Source organism: Acidovorax sp. SRB_14 (assembly GCF_012932145.1).
GTDB lineage: Bacteria > Pseudomonadota > Gammaproteobacteria > Burkholderiales > Burkholderiaceae_C > Simplicispira.
In genome coordinates this window covers 100313-117389 of record NZ_MWOK01000003.1, presented here as the reverse complement: position 1 = coordinate 117389, position 17077 = coordinate 100313, and the positions used below count along the sequence as shown (strand labels likewise).

Annotated in this window: 19 protein-coding genes; all 19 read left to right on the top strand. The window is 67.3% G+C overall.

Going from position 1 to position 17077, the window contains the following annotated elements; genetic code table 11:
- Positions 1-4: 4 nt before the first annotated feature.
- The 19 genes from B2J86_RS03630 (at position 5) to B2J86_RS03540 (ending at position 16999) form a co-directional block, all read left to right on the top strand.
- Positions 5-439, top strand: a complete 435-nt coding sequence (locus B2J86_RS03630; protein WP_173024786.1) for an HIT family protein — start codon at positions 5-7, stop codon at positions 437-439.
- A gap of 63 nt (positions 440-502) precedes the next feature.
- Positions 503-919, top strand: coding sequence for a gamma-butyrobetaine hydroxylase-like domain-containing protein (locus B2J86_RS03625; RefSeq protein ID WP_169167704.1), 417 nt, complete (start codon positions 503-505; stop codon positions 917-919).
- Between the two features lie 145 nt (positions 920-1064).
- Positions 1065-1796, top strand: coding sequence for a bifunctional demethylmenaquinone methyltransferase/2-methoxy-6-polyprenyl-1,4-benzoquinol methylase UbiE (ubiE, locus tag B2J86_RS03620; RefSeq protein WP_169167703.1), 732 nt, complete (start codon positions 1065-1067; stop codon positions 1794-1796).
- Between the two features lie 19 nt (positions 1797-1815).
- On the top strand, positions 1816-2817 hold the full coding sequence (locus B2J86_RS03615; RefSeq protein ID WP_173024743.1) for a Tim44 domain-containing protein: 1002 nt from the start codon (positions 1816-1818) through the stop codon (positions 2815-2817).
- A 45-nt stretch (positions 2818-2862) separates the two neighbouring features.
- Entirely contained in the window at positions 2863-3456 is a 594-nt protein-coding gene (locus B2J86_RS03610; RefSeq protein WP_169167701.1) for a hypothetical protein, read from the top strand.
- The gene (gene ubiB, locus B2J86_RS03605; RefSeq protein WP_169167700.1) at positions 3453-5027 is read left to right on the top strand and encodes a ubiquinone biosynthesis regulatory protein kinase UbiB; all 1575 of its coding nucleotides are present in this window, start codon (positions 3453-3455) and stop codon (positions 5025-5027) included. Before B2J86_RS03610 ends, ubiB begins: the two co-directional genes overlap by 4 nt.
- 124 nt (positions 5028-5151) lie before the next feature.
- Positions 5152-6606 (top strand): sodium:solute symporter family protein, encoded by a 1455-nt coding sequence (locus tag B2J86_RS03600; protein WP_169167699.1) that lies wholly within the window; start codon positions 5152-5154, stop codon positions 6604-6606.
- A gap of 103 nt (positions 6607-6709) precedes the next feature.
- Positions 6710-7021, top strand: coding sequence for an FmdB family zinc ribbon protein (locus tag B2J86_RS03595; RefSeq protein WP_173024742.1), 312 nt, complete (start codon positions 6710-6712; stop codon positions 7019-7021).
- A 9-nt stretch (positions 7022-7030) separates the two neighbouring features.
- A complete protein-coding gene (locus B2J86_RS03590; RefSeq protein ID WP_169167697.1) occupies positions 7031-7651 on the top strand; it encodes a DUF502 domain-containing protein in 621 nt (206 codons plus the stop codon).
- A 42-nt stretch (positions 7652-7693) separates the two neighbouring features.
- Entirely contained in the window at positions 7694-9508 is a 1815-nt protein-coding gene (aspS, locus tag B2J86_RS03585; protein WP_173024741.1) for an aspartate--tRNA ligase, read from the top strand.
- A 183-nt stretch (positions 9509-9691) separates the two neighbouring features.
- Positions 9692-10153 (top strand): dihydroneopterin triphosphate diphosphatase, encoded by a 462-nt coding sequence (gene nudB, locus B2J86_RS03580; protein ID WP_169167695.1) that lies wholly within the window; start codon positions 9692-9694, stop codon positions 10151-10153.
- Positions 10150-10902 (top strand): endonuclease/exonuclease/phosphatase family protein, encoded by a 753-nt coding sequence (locus B2J86_RS03575; RefSeq protein ID WP_173024740.1) that lies wholly within the window; start codon positions 10150-10152, stop codon positions 10900-10902. Before nudB ends, B2J86_RS03575 begins: the two co-directional genes overlap by 4 nt.
- An 81-nt stretch (positions 10903-10983) precedes the next feature.
- A complete protein-coding gene (gene clsB / locus B2J86_RS03570) occupies positions 10984-12210 on the top strand; it encodes a cardiolipin synthase ClsB (RefSeq protein WP_169167693.1) in 1227 nt (408 codons plus the stop codon).
- A gap of 110 nt (positions 12211-12320) precedes the next feature.
- Entirely contained in the window at positions 12321-13046 is a 726-nt protein-coding gene (gene folE, locus B2J86_RS03565) for a GTP cyclohydrolase I (protein WP_169167692.1), read from the top strand.
- A gap of 1 nt (position 13047) precedes the next feature.
- Positions 13048-13470 carry a BLUF domain-containing protein gene (locus B2J86_RS03560; protein ID WP_169167691.1) on the top strand — a complete coding sequence of 141 codons (423 nt, stop codon included), beginning with the start codon at positions 13048-13050 and terminating at the stop codon, positions 13468-13470.
- Positions 13471-13699: 229 nt separating this feature from the next.
- Positions 13700-14581, top strand: coding sequence for a DMT family transporter (locus B2J86_RS03555; RefSeq protein WP_173024739.1), 882 nt, complete (start codon positions 13700-13702; stop codon positions 14579-14581).
- Positions 14582-14587: 6 nt separating this feature from the next.
- Positions 14588-15445, top strand: coding sequence for a DUF429 domain-containing protein (locus B2J86_RS03550; protein ID WP_173024738.1), 858 nt, complete (start codon positions 14588-14590; stop codon positions 15443-15445).
- Between the two features lie 79 nt (positions 15446-15524).
- The gene (locus B2J86_RS03545) at positions 15525-16202 is read left to right on the top strand and encodes a LysE family translocator (RefSeq protein WP_173024737.1); all 678 of its coding nucleotides are present in this window, start codon (positions 15525-15527) and stop codon (positions 16200-16202) included.
- Between the two features lie 95 nt (positions 16203-16297).
- Positions 16298-16999 carry a histidine phosphatase family protein gene (locus B2J86_RS03540; protein WP_169633965.1) on the top strand — a complete coding sequence of 234 codons (702 nt, stop codon included), beginning with the start codon at positions 16298-16300 and terminating at the stop codon, positions 16997-16999.
- Positions 17000-17077: the final 78 nt, after the last annotated feature.

Sequence of the window (17077 nt, the reverse complement as noted above, 5' to 3'; positions counted from 1 at the left end):
GCCCGTGGCGCCTGCGCCATCCTGCCCGCTGTGCGCGCAGGACGGCGGCCAGCTGGTCTGGCGCGGCGCCAAACTGCGCGTCATCCGCGCCGACGAGGCGGGCTTTCCGGCCTTCTACCGCGTCGTCTGGCATGCCCATGTGGCGGAGTTTTCAGACCTGAACGCCACCGACCGTGCGCACTGCATGGACGCGGTGGCCCTGGTCGAGCAGGCACTGCGCGAGCACCTGCAGCCGGTCAAGATCAACCTGGCCGCTCTGGGCAACATGGTGCCGCACCTGCACTGGCACGTGATCGCACGCTTTGGGTGGGACAGCCACTTTCCCGCGCCGGTGTGGGCGGCGGCGCAGCGCGAGCGCGCTGCCGAGCGCGAAGAGCAGGTGCGCAGCCAGCTCGCGCGCGCCGAGGCCCATATGGGCCTGGGGTTGGCACGGCTATAGCGGCCTGGCCCGGCCGGCGGGTGGGACAATGGCCGCTGCTTTTTCAGTTTTCGAGGTACGTCCATGGCAGGTCTGAAAGCGGGCGCGCCCACGCCCGAGTCGATCACGGTGCATGAAAAATCGCGCGTGCTCGAGGTGGTGTTTTCCGATGGTGCGCAGTTCCGCATCCCCTTCGAGCTGATGCGCGTGTATTCGCCCTCGGCCGAAGTCATGGGCCATGGCCCGGGGCAGGAGGTGCTGCAGACCGGCAAGCGCGAGGTCACGGTCACCGCGCTGGCGCCGATCGGCAATTACGCCATCCAGCCGCAGTTTTCGGACGGCCATGACAGCGGCATTTTTTCGTGGGACTACCTGTACGACCTTGGCCAGCGCCAGCAGGAGCGGTGGAACGACTATCTGCAGCGCCTGGCCGCGGCGGGCGTCGACCGCGACGCCCCGATGCCCGCCAAGGGCGGCGGCCACGGGTGCGCAAGCCATTGAGCGCCGCAGCGGCCGGATCTGCTGCTTCGGAATTCATAGCTGGTGGCGCTTTGCCCATAAGCGCTGAAGCCCTATTGGATCAAAATTCCACGGCGATACCCCACAGAACTGCGGGGTTGTCACCACACACGCTAGCATCACGCCCATGAGCACCACGCATTTCGGGTTCGAGTCGGTAGACGAAAAAGACAAGGCACGCCGCGTGCGCGGCGTGTTCGACTCCGTGGCGTCCAAATACGACGTGATGAACGACCTCATGTCGGGTGGCCTGCACCGCGCCTGGAAGGCCTACACCGTGATGGTCGCCAATCTGCGCGAAGGCAGCCAGGTGCTCGACATTGCGGGCGGCACCGGCGACCTGTCGCTGGCGTTTTCCAAGAAGGTCGGGCGCAGCGGCCGCGTGGTGCACACCGACATCAACGAGGCCATGCTGCGCACCGGCCGCGACCGGCTCATCGACGCCGGTGTGGTCTTGCCGACGCTGGTCTGCGACGCAGAGAAGCTGCCCTTCCCGGACGCGCACTTCGACGTGGTCAGCGTGGCCTTCGGCCTGCGCAACATGACGCACAAGGATGCCGCGCTGGCCGAGATGTGCCGTGTGCTCAAGCCCGGCGGCAAGCTGCTGGTGCTCGAATTTTCCAAGATCGCCAAGCCGCTGGCCAAGGCCTACGACTGGTATTCCTTCAATGTGCTGCCGCAGATCGGCCGCCTGATCGCGGGCGATGCCGAAAGTTACCGCTACCTGGCCGAGTCGATCCGCATGCACCCGGGCCAGGAAGAGCTCAAGGCCTTGATGCACCAAGCCGGCTTTGGCCATGTGGACTATCACAACATGACGGGCGGCATCGTCGCGCTGCATGTGGGTATCAAGTGTTGACTGAACGGAGAACCAAGACATGAAAAAACTGTGGCCCGCCCTGCTTGTGGCGATCATGATGGTGGCGTCACTTCCTGACGCGGAGGCTGCGCGCATGGGCGGCGGCAGGTCGATGGGCCGGCAGTCCAGCAATGTGACGCAGCGCCAGGCAACGCCCCCCAGCAACGCGCCCGGCGCACCGACGCAAAACGTCAACAACGCCGCCGCCAAGCCGGCACCGGCGGCGCCTGCCGCCGCCGCGCCCAAGAAACCCTGGGGCGCCATGCTCGGCGGCCTGGCCGCCGGCCTCGGCCTGGCGTGGCTCGCCCATTCGCTGGGCATGGGCGAAGGCTTTGGCCAGATCCTGATGATTGCTTTGCTGGCGATGGCGGCGTTTGCCATCTTCAAGATGGTCATGCGCTCCCGCAAGCCCGCAGGCGCGGCGCAGGGCGGGGCACCGTTCGCCTTCCAGGGCGCGGGCTCCGCTTCGCCCGAGACCGCCACCGTGCCGCGCGACTACAGCCCGGACAAGGTGGGCAACGACGCGTCGGCCCGTCCCTGGGAACGCGGCGCCACGTCCGGGGACACTGCGCGACAGTCCGGCGGCGGCTCGATGATCGGCTCGGCCCTGTCGGGTTCGCAGAACTGGGGCATCCCCGAGGGCTTTGACACCGCTGGTTTCCTCGAGGCGGCCAAACGCAACTTCTCCACGCTGCAGGCGGCGTGGGACCGCTCGGACGTGGCCACGCTGCGCTCCATGATGACCGACGGCATGCTCGAGGAAATCCGCGCCCAGCTGGCCGAGCGCGAGTCGCACCGCGGCGGCGCCCAGCCGAACCACACCGAGGTGGTGATGATCGAGGCGCAGTTGCTGGGCATCGAAGACCTGGGCGAAGCCTACATGGCCAGCGTCGAGTTCTCCGGCATGATCCGCGAGGAGCCCTCGTCGGGCCCCAGCCCGTTCCGTGAAGTCTGGAACATGACGAAGGCCAAGAGCGGCGCCAGCGGCTGGCTCGTGGCCGGGGTGCAGGCACTGCAATAACGCAGCGCGGCGCGCCGCGCGCAGTTCAGGGAATAATCGGGGACTATGGCAACACAGTCCCCTTTTTCTTTTCTTGGCAGCGTGTTCGAGCGCCTTGCCGCCGGCCCGCAGCCGCCCGAGTGGCTAGCACACGAAGTGCAGCACCGCGCCGTGCTGTTCCTCAACCATGTGCTGATGCAGGAGCGCGCGGCCACCGAGCGCCTGGCGCGCCAAAGCGGCCGGGTGGCTCGCCTCCAGTGGCGCGGCTATTCCATGGCGCTGCAGGTCACCCCCGCGGGACTGTTCGATCTGGCCCCGCCCACGCAAGAGCCCCATCTGCGCCTGGAGGCCACGCAAACCTCGCCACTCGACCTTGCGCAGTCTGCCCTGCGCGGCGACAAGCCGGCCGTGCGCATCGAGGGCGACGTGCAGCTCGCCGCCGATCTGCAGTGGCTGGCGGATAACGTGCGCTGGGACGCTGAAGAAGACCTGGCGCGCCTAGTGGGCGATGTGCCTGCGCACATGCTCGCCGGCATGGCACGGCGGTCGGTGGAGGCGTTGCGCCAGTTCGTGGGGGCGCGCATCGCCCTCGCGCCAGCCCCTGCCAGCCACCCCGCCGCTGCCCCCGCGGCCGACAGCGGCGACCGGGCCGCACCATGAAGCGCTTCTTCCGCGGCGCCACCATTGTCTGGGTGGCGCTGCGCTACGGCCTGGACGAGCTGGTTTTGACCAGCTTTCAAAAGCCTTGGTTGCGCCTGCTCGCCCGTGTGGTGTCGGTGGGGCGCAACCTGCAGGCACCGCGCGGCCAGCGCCTGCGCGAGGCGCTTGAGCGGCTGGGGCCGATCTTTGTGAAGTTCGGACAGGTGCTGTCGACCCGGCGCGACCTTATGCCGCCCGACATTGCCGATGAACTGGCGCTGTTGCAGGACCGCGTGCCGCCGTTCGATTCTGCGATTGCCGTGGCGACGATCGAGCGCGCGTTCCGCCGACCCCTGGCCGAGGTGTTCGAAACCTTCGAGCACGATCCGGTCGCCAGCGCCTCGATCGCACAGGTCCACTTTGCCACCCTGCGCGACCGCCGCGGCCTGCTGCACCAGGTCGCGGTGAAGGTGCTGCGCCCGGGCATGCTGCCGGTGATCGAGAAGGATTTGGGGCTCATGCGCACGATGGCCGGCTGGCTCGAAGGCCTGTCCGCCGATGGCAAGCGCCTCAAGCCGCGCGAGGTGGTGGCGGAGTTTGACAACTACCTGCACGACGAGCTGGACCTGGTGCGCGAGGCGGCCAATGCGGCGCAGTTGCGGCGCAACATGGAAGGCCTGGGCCTGGTGGAAATCCCCATCATCCACTGGGACTTCTGCCACGCGGAGGTGATGGTGATGGAGCGCATGAACGGCGTGCCCATCAGCCAGGTCGAGCGCTTGCGGGCGGCCGGCGTGGACATTCCCAAACTGGCGCGCGACGGTGTCACGATCTTCTTTACGCAGGTGTTCCGCGACGGCTTCTTCCACGCCGACATGCACCCGGGCAACATCCAGGTCAGCCTGGAGCCGGCCACGTTCGGGCGCTACATCTCGCTGGACTTCGGCATCGTCGGCACGCTGACCGAGTCCGACAAGGAGTACCTGGCGCAAAACTTCGTGGCCTTCTTCCGGCGCGACTACAAGCGCGTGGCTGAACTGCACATTGAAAGCGGCTGGGTGCCGCCCGAGACGCGGGTCAACGAGCTCGAGTCGGCCATCCGAACTGTCTGCGAGCCGTACTTTGACAGGCCGCTCAAGGAGATTTCGCTTGGCATGGTGCTGATGCGCCTGTTCCAGACCTCGCGGCGCTTCCAGGTCGAGATCCAGCCGCAGCTCGTGCTGCTGCAAAAGACGCTGCTCAACATCGAGGGCCTGGGGCGCCAGCTCGATCCCGACCTCGACCTCTGGAGCACGGCCAAGCCTTTCCTGGAAAAGTGGATGCTCGACCAGATGGGACCGCAGCGGATGTGGCGCGAACTCCGTGCCCAGGCCCCGCATTACGCACAGCTGCTGCCCGAATTGCCGCGCCTGCTGCACGATTACCTGCGCCGCGGCACGCCGCGCCAGCAACGCGGCCAGCGCGAGCTGCTGGAGCTCCTGCGCGAGCAAAAACGCACCAACCGCCTGCTGCAAAGCCTGGTCTATGGCGGGGTCGGGTTTTTGCTCGGGCTCCTGGCGATGCAGTGGCTGGTGCGCGTACGCATCTTCTGAACGGGCGTGGTCTGAAGGCGCGCCCGCTGTCGCCCACAAGCGACATGAAGGGCCGGGTTTGCGGGGTTTTGCGCTGATAATGCGCGGCGTTTTGTTGCAACCCCTTTGAGCTTTGGAGCGGCGCATGCTGGTGACTTTCATTGTTTTTTACCTGCTGGCCTCCATGGCGATCGGTCTGTTTGCCGCCACGCGGGTGCACAACACCGCAGACTACGCGGTGGCCGGCCGCAGCCTGCCGCTGGCCGTGATCATTGCGACCACGTTCGCGACCTGGTTTGGCTCGGAAACCGTGCTCGGGGTCTCGGCGCGCTTCATCGATGGCGGGCTGGGCGAGGTGGTGGAAGACCCGTTTGGTGCTTCCATGTGCCTGGTGCTCGTCGGCCTGTTCTTTGCGTACCGGCTTTACCAGAAGAACCTGATCACGCTGGGCGATTACTACCGCCAGCGCTACGGCCGCACCATTGAGGTGGTGTGTTCGTGCATCATCTTGTTCAGCTACCTGGGCTGGGTGGCCGCGCAGGTCACGGCGTTGGGCCTGGTGTTCAACCTGCTCACGCAGGGCGCGCTCTCGATTACCACCGGCATGGTGCTGGGAACGGCGGTGGTCTTGATCTACACGCTGTACGGCGGCATGTGGTCGGTGGCGCTGACCGACTTTGTCCAGATGATCGTGATCGCCCTCGGGTTGATCGCCATCGCCTTTTATGCGGCCGACCTGGCCGGTGGCGCGGGCAAGGTCATCGACTTTGCGGCGCGCGAAGGCAAATTCCAGTTCTTTCCGCGGGACGGCGGCTTCAAGCAGTGGACGTTCTTTTTTGCCGCGGCCATCACCATGATGCTGGGCTCGATTCCGCAGCAGGACGTGTTCCAGCGCGTCATGTCGTCGAACAGCGCCCGCACGGCGCGCAACGGCCCGATCATCGGCGGCATCCTGTATTTGCTGTTCGCCTTCATTCCCATGTTCGTGGTCACCGCTGCGGTGCTGATCATGCCCGAGACGGCGCAGGCCCTGCTCAAGGACGATCCGCAGAAGGTGCTGCCCACGCTGGTGATGGAGCGCATGCCGCTGGCGTTGCAGGTGGCCTTTTTTGGCGCGCTGCTCTCGGCCATCATGTCCACGGCCTCTGCGACCCTGCTGGCGCCCGCGACCACGTTTGTCGAGAACATCCTGCGCAACCTGCGCCCCGGCATGAGCGATGCCGCCACCCTCAAGGCGATGCGCGTCTCGGTGCTGGTGTTCACGCTGGTGGTGCTCGCCTATGCCATCACCATGCAGGGCACCTCGATCTATGAAATGGTGTCGGGCGCCTACCAGGTGCCTCTGGTGGGGGCTTTTGTGCCTTTGGTGTTTGGCCTCTACTGGAAGCGTGCCACCACGCAGGGAGCGCTCTGCGCCGTGGCGCTGGGCCTGGGGGTCTGGCTCCTGTTCGTGGCCACGCCGGTGCTGTCGTCAGCGTTCCCGCAGCAACTCGCCGGCGTGCTGGCCGCACTGGCGGGCATGGTGGCGGGGTCGCTGGCGCCGCAATGGACCGCAGACCACAAGGGCCACGTGCGCCACTACCAGGGCACGCCGGTCTGAGCCGAGCGCACGCTGGAGTCCAAGCGCGCGGTCCGGCTGCGCGCTTGAACAGGGGCAGGCCGCCTATAATTGAAGGTTTTGCACTTCCAGCCTTCTTATTGCCATGCCTATCTATGCCTACAAATGCGGCTCCTGTGGCCATGCCAAGGATGTGCTGCAGAAAATTTCTGCCGATCCCCTGACGGTTTGCCCGGCCTGTGGCGCCGCGGCGTTCACCAAGCAGGTGACTGCGGCCGGTTTCCAGCTCAAGGGCTCGGGCTGGTATGTCACCGATTTTCGCGGCGGCAATTCTGGCGCCAGTGCAGCACCCGCCACGCCGGCCGCGGCGGGCGATGCCGGCACGGCCCCTGCGGCCAAGGCTGACGCCGCTGCCGCACCTGCCAGCGCCCCGGCTGCCACCCCGACCACGAACTGAGCGCAGTTGATGGCACCCTTGCGCAAATGGCTGTTCACGGGCCTTTTGGTGATCGTTCCGGGAGCGATCACCATCGCGGTGCTCAACTGGATCGTCGGCCTGCTCGACCAGACCCTGCTCATCCTGCCCGGGGCCTGGCATCCGGACAAATTGCTGGGCCTCCATATTCCGGGTTTCGGCGTGGTGCTCACGCTGGTGATCCTGCTGGCGGTGGGGGCCACCGCGAGCAACTTCGCCGGTCGCAAACTGGTGCAATGGGGGGACGCCCTCGTCAGCCGCATTCCGGTGGTGCGCTCCATCTACTCCAGCGTCAAGCAGGTGTCGGACACGCTCTTTTCCGAGAGTGGCAACGCATTTCGCACCGCCGTGCTGGTGCAGTGGCCGCGCGAAGGCGTCTGGACCGTGGCCTTCGTCACGGGTGCGCCCAGCGGCGAGGTCGCGGCCTACCTGCGCGATGAATTCCTCAGCGTCTACGTGCCGACCACGCCCAACCCCACGGGCGGCTATTTCGTGATGGTGCGCAAGAGCGACTGCATCGAGCTCGACATGAGCGTGGATGCCGCCCTGCGCTACATCGTTTCCATGGGCGTGGTGGCACCCAGCGACCCCGCTCTTGCAAACCCCAAATAAACCTTTTACCAACGCGCCCTTGCCGGCGCCGGAAGTCTTGCCATGGCCATGCGTTCCCACTATTGCGGTCTTGTCACCGAAGCCCTGTTGGGCCAAACCGTCACCCTCGCAGGCTGGGTGAACCGCCGCCGCGACCATGGCGGCGTGATCTTCATCGACCTGCGCGACCGCGAAGGCTATGTGCAGGTGGTGTGCGACCCCGACCGTGCCGAAATGTTCAAGACCGCCGAAGGCGTGCGCAACGAGTTCTGCGTGCAGGTCAAGGGCTTGGTGCGCGCGCGCCCCGAGGGAACGACCAACGACAGCTTGAAGAGCGGCAAGATCGAGGTGCTGTGCCACGAACTGAACGTGCTCAATCCCTCGGTGACGCCGCCGTTCCAGCTCGACGAAGAGAACCTGTCGGAGACCACCCGGCTCACGCACCGCGTGCTCGACCTGCGCCGCCCCTACATGCAGAACAACCTGATGCTGCGCTACCGCGTGACGATGGAAGTGCGCAAGTTCCTCGACGCCCATGGCTTCGTCGACATCGAAACGCCCATGCTCACCAAGAGCACGCCCGAAGGCGCGCGCGACTACCTCGTGCCCAGCCGCGTGCACGACGGCCACTTCTTCGCGCTGCCGCAGTCGCCCCAGCTGTTCAAGCAGCTCCTGATGGTGGCGGGCTTCGACCGCTACTACCAGATCACCAAGTGCTTCCGCGACGAAGACCTGCGCGCCGACCGCCAGCCCGAGTTCACGCAGATCGATATCGAAACCTCGTTCATGGAAGAGCAGGACATCCGTGACATGTTCCAGGGCATGGTCAAGACCGTGTTCCAGAACACGCTGGGCGTGGATCTGGGCGAATTTCCGGTCATGACCTACCAAGACGCAGCCTACCGCTTTGGCTCGGACAAGCCCGATCTGCGCGTCAAGCTCGAATTCACCGAACTCACCGACGTGATGAAGGACGTGGACTTCAAGGTGTTCTCGGGTGCCGCCAACATGAAGAAAGGCCGCGTGGTGGCCCTGCGCGTGCCCGGCGGCGCACGCGAAGCCGGTGGCCTCTCGCGCGGCGAGATCGACGGTTACACCGAGTTCGTCAAGATCTACGGCGCCAAGGGCCTGGCCTACATCAAGGTCAACGATCTGGCTAAGGGACGCGACGGCCTGCAATCGCCCATCGTCAAGAACATCCATGACGCGGCCATCGCCGAGATCCTGCAGCGCACCGGCGCGCAGGACGGCGACCTGCTGTTCTTCGGTGCCGACAAGGAAAAGGTCGTCAACGACGCCATTGGCGCGCTGCGCATCAAGATCGGCCACAGCGAGTTCGGCAAGAAGAACGGCCTGTTCGAGGACCGCTGGGCGCCGCTGTGGGTGGTGGACTTCCCGATGTTCGAGCACGACGAGGAAAACGACCGCTGGGTCGCCGTGCACCACCCCTTCACCGCGCCCAAGGACGGCCACGAGGACTACATGGTCACCGCCCCCGAGAAGTGCATCTCCAAGGGTTACGACATGGTGCTCAACGGCTGGGAGATGGGCGGCGGGTCCGTGCGCATCCACCGTGCCGACGTGCAGCAGAAGGTGTTTGACGCGCTCAAGATCACGCCCGAAGAGGCGCAGCAGAAGTTCGGCTTCCTGCTCGACGCGCTGCAGTACGGTGCGCCGCCGCACGGCGGCCTGGCCTTTGGCCTGGACCGCATCGTGGCGATGATGACCGGCGCCGAATCGATCCGCGACGTGATCGCCTTCCCCAAGACGCAGCGCGCCCAGTGCCTGCTCACGCAGGCGCCCAGCCCGGTGGACGAAAAGCAGTTGCGCGAACTGCACATTCGCCTGCGCAATGTGGATGCCGTGAAGGCGGGCTGAAGCCCGGTTGCGGCGCTGTCCGCCGGTTGACGCAATCCAAGAAGCGGCAGGGCCTGGGGCCCGGGCCGCTTTTTTTTGGCCTGGGCAAGCTGCGTGCCGTAAAGGCGGCGCTGCGTTAGGGATCTTGTCGTACAGCGGTGCCGTGCTTCGGGGTGTATTCTGGGCTTCCCAACCACAGACACGATGACGTCCAACCCCAAAATCCCCCAGTCGGTGCTGGTGGTCATCCACACCGCCGCGCTCGATGTGCTGCTGCTCCGCCGTGCCGACACGGACGCTGATTTCTGGCAGTCGGTGACCGGCAGCAAAGACAGCCTGGCCGAGAGCTGGCGCGACACGGCGCTGCGCGAAGTGCAGGAAGAGACCGGTATCGACGCCGGCACCGGCGCGTGCGCCCTGGTCGACTGGCAGCTGCAGAACGTCTACAGCATCTACCCGCAGTGGCTGCACCGCTATGCGCCCGGCGTGCGCCAGAACACCGAGCACCTCTTTGGCCTGCAGGTTCCGGCCGGCACGCCAGTCGCCTTGAATCCGCGCGAGCACACCGCATGTGCATGGCTGCCCTGGCGCGAGGCGGCCGAGCGCTGCTTCTCTCCCTCCAACGCCGAGGCCATCCTCTTGTTGCCACAATTTTGCCGACCATGATCACGCATTCCGACGACTCTGCCGGCATCCTGCGGGTTGCCACCTACAACATCCACAAAGGCGTGCAGGGCATAGGCCCCGCGCGCCGGTTGGAGATCCACAACCTCGGGCACGCGGTCGAGCAGCTCGATGCCGACATCGTTTGCCTGCAGGAGGTGCGCAAGATGCACCGCCGCGAGGCGCAGTACTTTGAACGCTGGCCCGACGTATCGCAGGCCGAATTCCTGGCGCCCGAGGGCTACGAGTCGGTCTACCGCACCAACGCGTTCACGCGCCATGGCGAGCATGGCAATGCGCTGCTCACGCGCTGGCCCGTGATCGGCCACCAGCACGAGGACATTTCCGACCACCGCTTCGAGCAGCGCGGCCTGCTGCATGTCGAGGTCGACATCCAGGGCCAGCATGTGCACGTGATCGTCGTGCACCTGGGCCTGGTTCCGGGCAGCCGCGTGCGCCAGGTGCAGCGGCTGCGCCAGTTCATCGAACGCGAAGTGCCCTCGCATGCGCCGCTGGTCGTGGCGGGCGATTTCAACGACTGGGGCCTGCAGGTCAAGCACACGCTCGCGCGCTTCGGGCTGATCGAGTTCGATGCCACGCAGGCCCTGACCTATCCGGCGCGGTTGCCCATCGTGCAGCTGGACCATATCTATGTGCGCGGGCTCACGCCATTGGGCCTGAAGGTGCCGCGGGGGCGCATCTGGTGGCGCATGTCCGACCACCTGCCGCTGATCGCCGAGTTCCGGGTGTAGCCGCTTGGCCACCCCCCTTGCACCACACCACCGCCGCCCTGAGGCCGGGCGTCCGCACGGTGCGCCGTGGAGGGCCGCGGTGTGAAAAATGGCCTGGTCCTCGGCGACGGGCACCGCGTGCAGCTGCTGCAAGGTGCCGCCGAGCTGTTTCCGGCCCTGGTGCGCGCCATGGATGCGGCCGTGGTCGACATCCAGTTCGAAACCTACATCTTCGACTTCACGGGTGCCAGCGTCGGTGTGGCCGAGGCGCTGGAGCGCGCCGCCCAGCGCGGGGTGCGCACGCAACTGGTGGTCGATGGCGTGGGCACCGGCCCGCTGCCGCCGCAGTGGCAGCAGCGCTTTGCCGCGGCGGGCGTGCAGTTTCGCGTCTATTCCCCGCTGGGGCCGCTGGGCCTGCTGCTGCCCCACCGCTGGCGCCGGCTGCACCGCAAGCTCTGCGTGGTCGATGGGCGCATGCTGTTTTGTGGCGGCATCAACGTGCTCGACGACTTCCACGACCCCAATTACGGTGCGCTGGACGCGCCGCGCCTGGACTTCGCCGTCCAGGCCACGGGCCGCCTCGTGGTCCAAGCCAGCGACGCGATGGAAAAGCTCTGGCAGCGCATGCAGGCGGTGCGCGACGTGCGGGCCCACCGCCTGCCACAGGCCGTGCGTGCGCTGCGCGCGGCCCATGTCGCCTCCCTCGGCGAGGAGGCCGCGGAAGCGGCGCTGCCGGGCCCGCGCATGCGCGCCGCGCTGGTGCTGCGCGACAACGTGCGCAACCGCAGCCGCATCGAAAAGGCCTACCTGCGCGCCATCGGTTTCGCGCGCGAGGAAATCATCATCGCCAACGCCTACTTCGTGCCCGGGCGCAAGCTGCGCCGCGCGCTGGTGCACGCGGCCGAGCGCGGCGTGCGCGTGCGCCTGCTGCTGCAGGGGCGCTATGAATATTTCATGCAGTACCACGCGGCCCGGCCGGTGTACGGCGCGCTGCTGGCGGCGGGCGTCGAGATCCACGAGTATTCGCCAAGCTTCCTGCACGCCAAGGTCGCGGTGATCGATGCGCTGTGGCCGCGCCCCTGGGCCACGGTGGGCTCGTCCAACCTCGATCCGCTGTCGCTGCTGCTGGCGCGCGAGGCCAACGTGGTCGTCGAAGACGCGGCCTTCGCCGAGGGCCTGCGCGCGCGCCTGGTGCACGCCATGGAGCACGCGGGCCACCTGCTCGACCCCGCCCAGTACGCCGCCCGGCCCTGGCGCGAGCGCGCGCTCGACGGCGTGGCTTTCGCGCTCATGCGCACGGCGCTCTGGGTCTCGGGCAAGAGCTATTGAGGGTTCTCTGAATGCTATTGTTTTTATAGCTTTCTGCGCTTGCTGGTATTGCGCTGAACGGCAAAAACCCTTGGAGTATTGCCCGCGCGGTTCGCTGTTACCATGCCGGCATGTTCAGACAAACCGCCGCCGACATGAATCCTGCCAACCCCGACGAAGGCACGCCGGTCTCCGTCAAGATCCGCGAGCGGCTGGGCGCTGCGCGCAAGCGCTTTCATGCCAACGACAACATCGCCGAGTTCATCGAGCCCGGCGAACTCGAGCTGCTGCTCGACGAGGTCGAAGCCAAGATGCAGGGCGTGCTCGACAGCCTGGTCATCAACACCGCGGGCGACCACAACACCCACAACACCGCGCGCCGCGTGGCCAAGATGTACCTCAACGAGGTGTTCAAGGGCCGCTACGTCGCGCAGCCGCCGATCACCGAGTTCCCGAACGCCGAGCACCTCAACGAGCTGATGATCGTCGGCCCGATCACCGTGCGCAGTGCCTGCAGCCACCATTTCTGCCCCGTCATCGGCAAGATCTGGATCGGCGTGCTGCCCAACGAGCACACCAACGTGATCGGCCTGTCGAAGTACGCGCGCCTGGTCGACTGGGTCATGGGCCGCCCGCAGATCCAGGAAGAGGCCGTGGTGCAGCTGGCGGACCTGATCATGGAAAAGACCCAGCCCGACGGCCTGGCCATCGTCATGGAGGCATCCCATTTCTGCATGTCCTGGCGCGGCGTGCGCGAGATGGACAGCAAGATGCTCAACTCCGTCATGCGCGGCGTCTTCCTCAAAGACCCGTCGCTGCGGCGCGAATTTTTGTCCCTCATTCCCGGAAGGAATTGACATGTTGGTACGCCTGCTCTATGCGAGCCGTGCGGTCGATACCTCGCCCGACGCCATCGAAGCCATCCTGACCCAGTCGCGCCAGCACAACCCGGGCTGCGGCATCACCGGCATCCTCTGCTACGGCGGGGGCATCTTCCTGCAGGCCATCGAAGGCGGACGCTCCGCGGTCAATGAGCTCTACGGCCACATCCAGCGCGACCCACGCCACAAGAATGTCGAGCTGCTGCACTACGAAGAGATCACCGAACGGCGCTTTGGCGGCTGGACCATGGGCCAGGCCAACCTGTCCAAGGTCAACCACTCCATCTTGCTCAAGTACTCTGAAAAGCCCGAGCTCGACCCGTACTCCGTGTCGGGCAAGGTGTCGTTTGCGCTGCTCGAAGAGCTGATGGCGACGGCCTCCATCATCGGCAGGGCATAAGTGAACACCGCCCTGCGTCGCGTCGCTCCTTCCCCCCGCTCGCGCATCGCTGCGCGATGCGGGCAGGGGGACGCCACCGGTGCAGGGGGGCGGCCTTTGCACGGTGGCCGCTGGCCTGGGCCGCGCCGGTCTCAGTCGCACCGGATGGAGCACAGCGCAGTCGATCACTGATTTTCTGCCGCGCCATGGCACGGCCGCAGTCCTGAAGGGCTGTGGCCATTTGTTTTTCATGACCCTCACCGCCTTTGCCCTCATCCTTCTCGCCGGCCTGATCCATGCCTGCTGGAACATCGCCGCCAAGAAAGCGGGGGGCGATGCGCGTTTCGCGTTCTTCACGGCCGTGCTGATGATGCTGTTCTGGGGGCCGCTGGGCTGGTGGGTGGGGCGCGACGCCGTGCCGCTGTGGGGCCTGCGGGAGTGGGCCTTCGTGGGCGCCAGTGGCGTGCTGCATGTGTTTTATTACGTCATCCTGCTGCGCGGCTACCGCAAGGCCGACCTCACCGTGGTCTATCCGCTGGCGCGCGGCTCGGGGCCGCTGCTGTCGTCGCTGGTGGCGATTGCGCTGCTGGGCGAGCAGATTACGGCCCTCGGCCTGCTGGGCATTGCGGGCGTGGTCGGCGGCGTGTTCCTGATCGCAGGCGGCCCGGGGCTGCTGCGCGCCGCGCACGACCCGCAGGCGCGTGCGCGCGTGCACTTGGGGCTGGCCTACGGCGTGCTGACAGGGGTCTTCATCGCCAGCTACACCGTGGTCGATGGCTACGCGGTCAAGGTCGTGCTGATGTCGCCCATCCTCATCGACTACATGGGCAATTTCGTGCGCGTGGCCTTGCTGGCGCCGGCCGTGCTGCGCGACCTGCCCACCGCCGCCGTGCTGTGGCGCGCGCAGTGGCGCTTTGCGCTGCTGGTAGCCGTGGTCAGCCCGGTGGCCTATGTGTTGGTGCTCTACGCCATGCAGCAGGCGCCGCTGTCGCACGTGGCGCCGGCGCGCGAGGTCTCCATGCTGTTCGCCGCCCTCATCGGCGGCCACCTGCTGGGCGAGGGCGACCGCGCGGCACGCGTGCTGGGCGCGCTGTGCATCGCCGCCGGCGTGGCGGCGCTGGCGCTGGGCTGAACGCGCATGGCCACGCCCGCTGCGGCCATAGCCACCCCGCTGCTGGGCTGCGACTTCTCCAGCCGCCCGAGCCGGCGCAAGCCCATCGTGCTGGCGCTGGGCGAGCGGCGCGGCGGCCGCGTCGTGCTGGCCGGCCTGCAGCGTTTTGCCACGCTCGAAGATTTTGGCCGCTGGCTGGCCGAGCCGCGCCCCTGGGTGGGCGGCTTTGACCTGCCGTTCGGCCTGCCGCGCGACCTGCTGCAGACCCTGGGCTGGCCGCTGCAGTGGCAGGCCTGCATGCGCCACTACCGGTCGCTCACGCGTGCGCAGGCGCGCGACGCCTTTGCCGCCTTTTGCGCCGGGCGCCCCGCAGGCGGCAAGTTTGCGCACCGCGCCACCGATGGCCCGGCGGGCTCCAGCCCGAGCATGAAATGGGTCAACCCGCCCGTGGCCTACATGCTGCATGCCGGCGTGCCACTGCTGCTCGATGCGGGCGTGTACCTGCCCGGCCTGCACGCGGGCGAGGACCGGGACGGGGCGCGGCGCGTGGCCGTGGAGGCCTACCCGGGTCTGCTGGCGCGCGAGGTGCTGGGGCGGCGCAGCTACAAGAGCGACGCCCGCGCCCAGCAGACGGCCGAGCGCCTGCTCGCGCGCAAGGACCTGGTCACCGCGCTGGAACACGGCCAGACCCGGCTGGAGCTGCAGCTCAAGCTCAGCCATGCGCAGCGCGATGCCCTGGTCGACGACGCCAGCGGCGACAGCCTGGACGCCGTGCTGTGCCTGCTGCAGGCCGCCTGGGCCGAGCGCGCGCACGCGGCGGGCGATCCGCTCTACGGCCTGCCGCCCGGCATGGACCCGCTCGAAGGCTGGATCGTCACGGCGTGAGGCGGCGGCGGCCATGGCCCGCAGGCCCGGGCGCACAATGGCAGGCTGTGTCCTTTCCGTTCTCTGGAGCCGCATTTCCATGCCTTCTCTTGAAACCCTGGTGGCGTTTTTTGGTGTCGCCGTCCTGCTGGGCCTGACGCCCGGCCCCGACAACCTCTTCGTGCTGCTGCAGTCGGCCCAGCGCGGCTGGCGCGCTGGCATGGCCGTGGTGCTGGGCCTGTGTGCGGGGCTCGTGGTGCACACGGCGGCCGTGGCGCTGGGGCTGGCGGCGGTGTTCGCGGCCTCGGCGCTGGCGTTCACCGTGCTCAAGTTCTGCGGCGCCGCTTACCTGGCGTGGCTGGCGTGGCACAGCCTGCGCGCGCCCGTGGCGGTGGTCGATGGGGCGGCAGCGGCCGAAGGCGCCGCCGCTCCAGAGGGGGCCGCAGGCGCGCGCGGCGCTGCAGCAACCCCGGGCCTGGCGCGCATGGTGGGGCGCGGCATGGTGATGAACCTCACCAACCCCAAGGTGCTGATCTTTTTCCTGGCGTTCCTGCCGCAGTTCGCCGACCCGGCGCGCGGCAGCGTGGCGCCGCAGCTCATGGTGCTGGGCGTGGTCTTCATGCTGGCGACCTTGCTGGTGTTCGGTGCCATCGCCTGCTTTTCGGGGGCCTTCGGCGTGCTGCTGCAGCGCTCGGCGCGCGCGCAGCGCTGGCTCAACCGGGTGGCGGGGCTGGTCTTTCTCGGGCTGGCGGTGCGCCTGGTCACGGTGACGCGGTAAAGTGTGCTATGTAAAATATAGCTGTAAGCGCTTTCCAGCCAAGCGTTTGAGGCTAAAAATACCCAAAAAATGACACCGCGCAGGACGACGCCTCCATGACCGAACTCATCCTCATCCGCCATGGCGAAACCGACTGGAACCGCGAGTTGCGCTTCCAGGGCCAGGTGGACGTGCCGCTCAACGCCACCGGCCATGCGCAGGCGCAGCGCCTGGCGCAGCGGCTGGCGCGCGAAGGCGTGCGGGCCGACCACTTGGTCAGCAGCGACCTGCTGCGCACGCAGCAAACCGCGCAGCCCGTGCTGGGCGCGCTGCTGCCGCAGCTGCGCCTGGAGGCGCTGGTCGACCGTGCGTTGCGCGAGCAGAGTTTTGGCGTGGTCGATGGCATGCGCGTGGCCGACATCCAGGCCCAGCATGCCGGCGCCTGGGCGCAGTGGCTGCGCTTCCAGGCCGATTCGGGCATGCCCGGGGGCGAAACCACGCGCCAGTTCCATGCGCGTGTGATGGACGCGCTGCGGCGCCTGGCGCAGGCACACGCGGGCCAGACGCTGGTGGTGGTGACGCACGGCGGCGTGCTCGACATGGTGTGGCGCACCGCGCATGGCCTGGGATTGGCGGGTCCGCGCCAGAGCGACATTCCCAACGCCGCCTTCAACCGCGTGCGCATGCACGGCGATGCCATCGACATCCTGCGCTGGGCCGACACGCGGCACCTGGAGGGTTTGCCCGCGCAGCCGGTGTACGACCAGGCGAAGGCGCAGGCCGACTCCGAGGCCGGCGCAGCCCTCAAGCCTGCGTAAACCGGATCGCCGATCGCCCGGTGGCGTGTGGCGGTGGCCTGCGGCAGCAGCGCTGTCGACCCTGTCAGGGAGGGATTG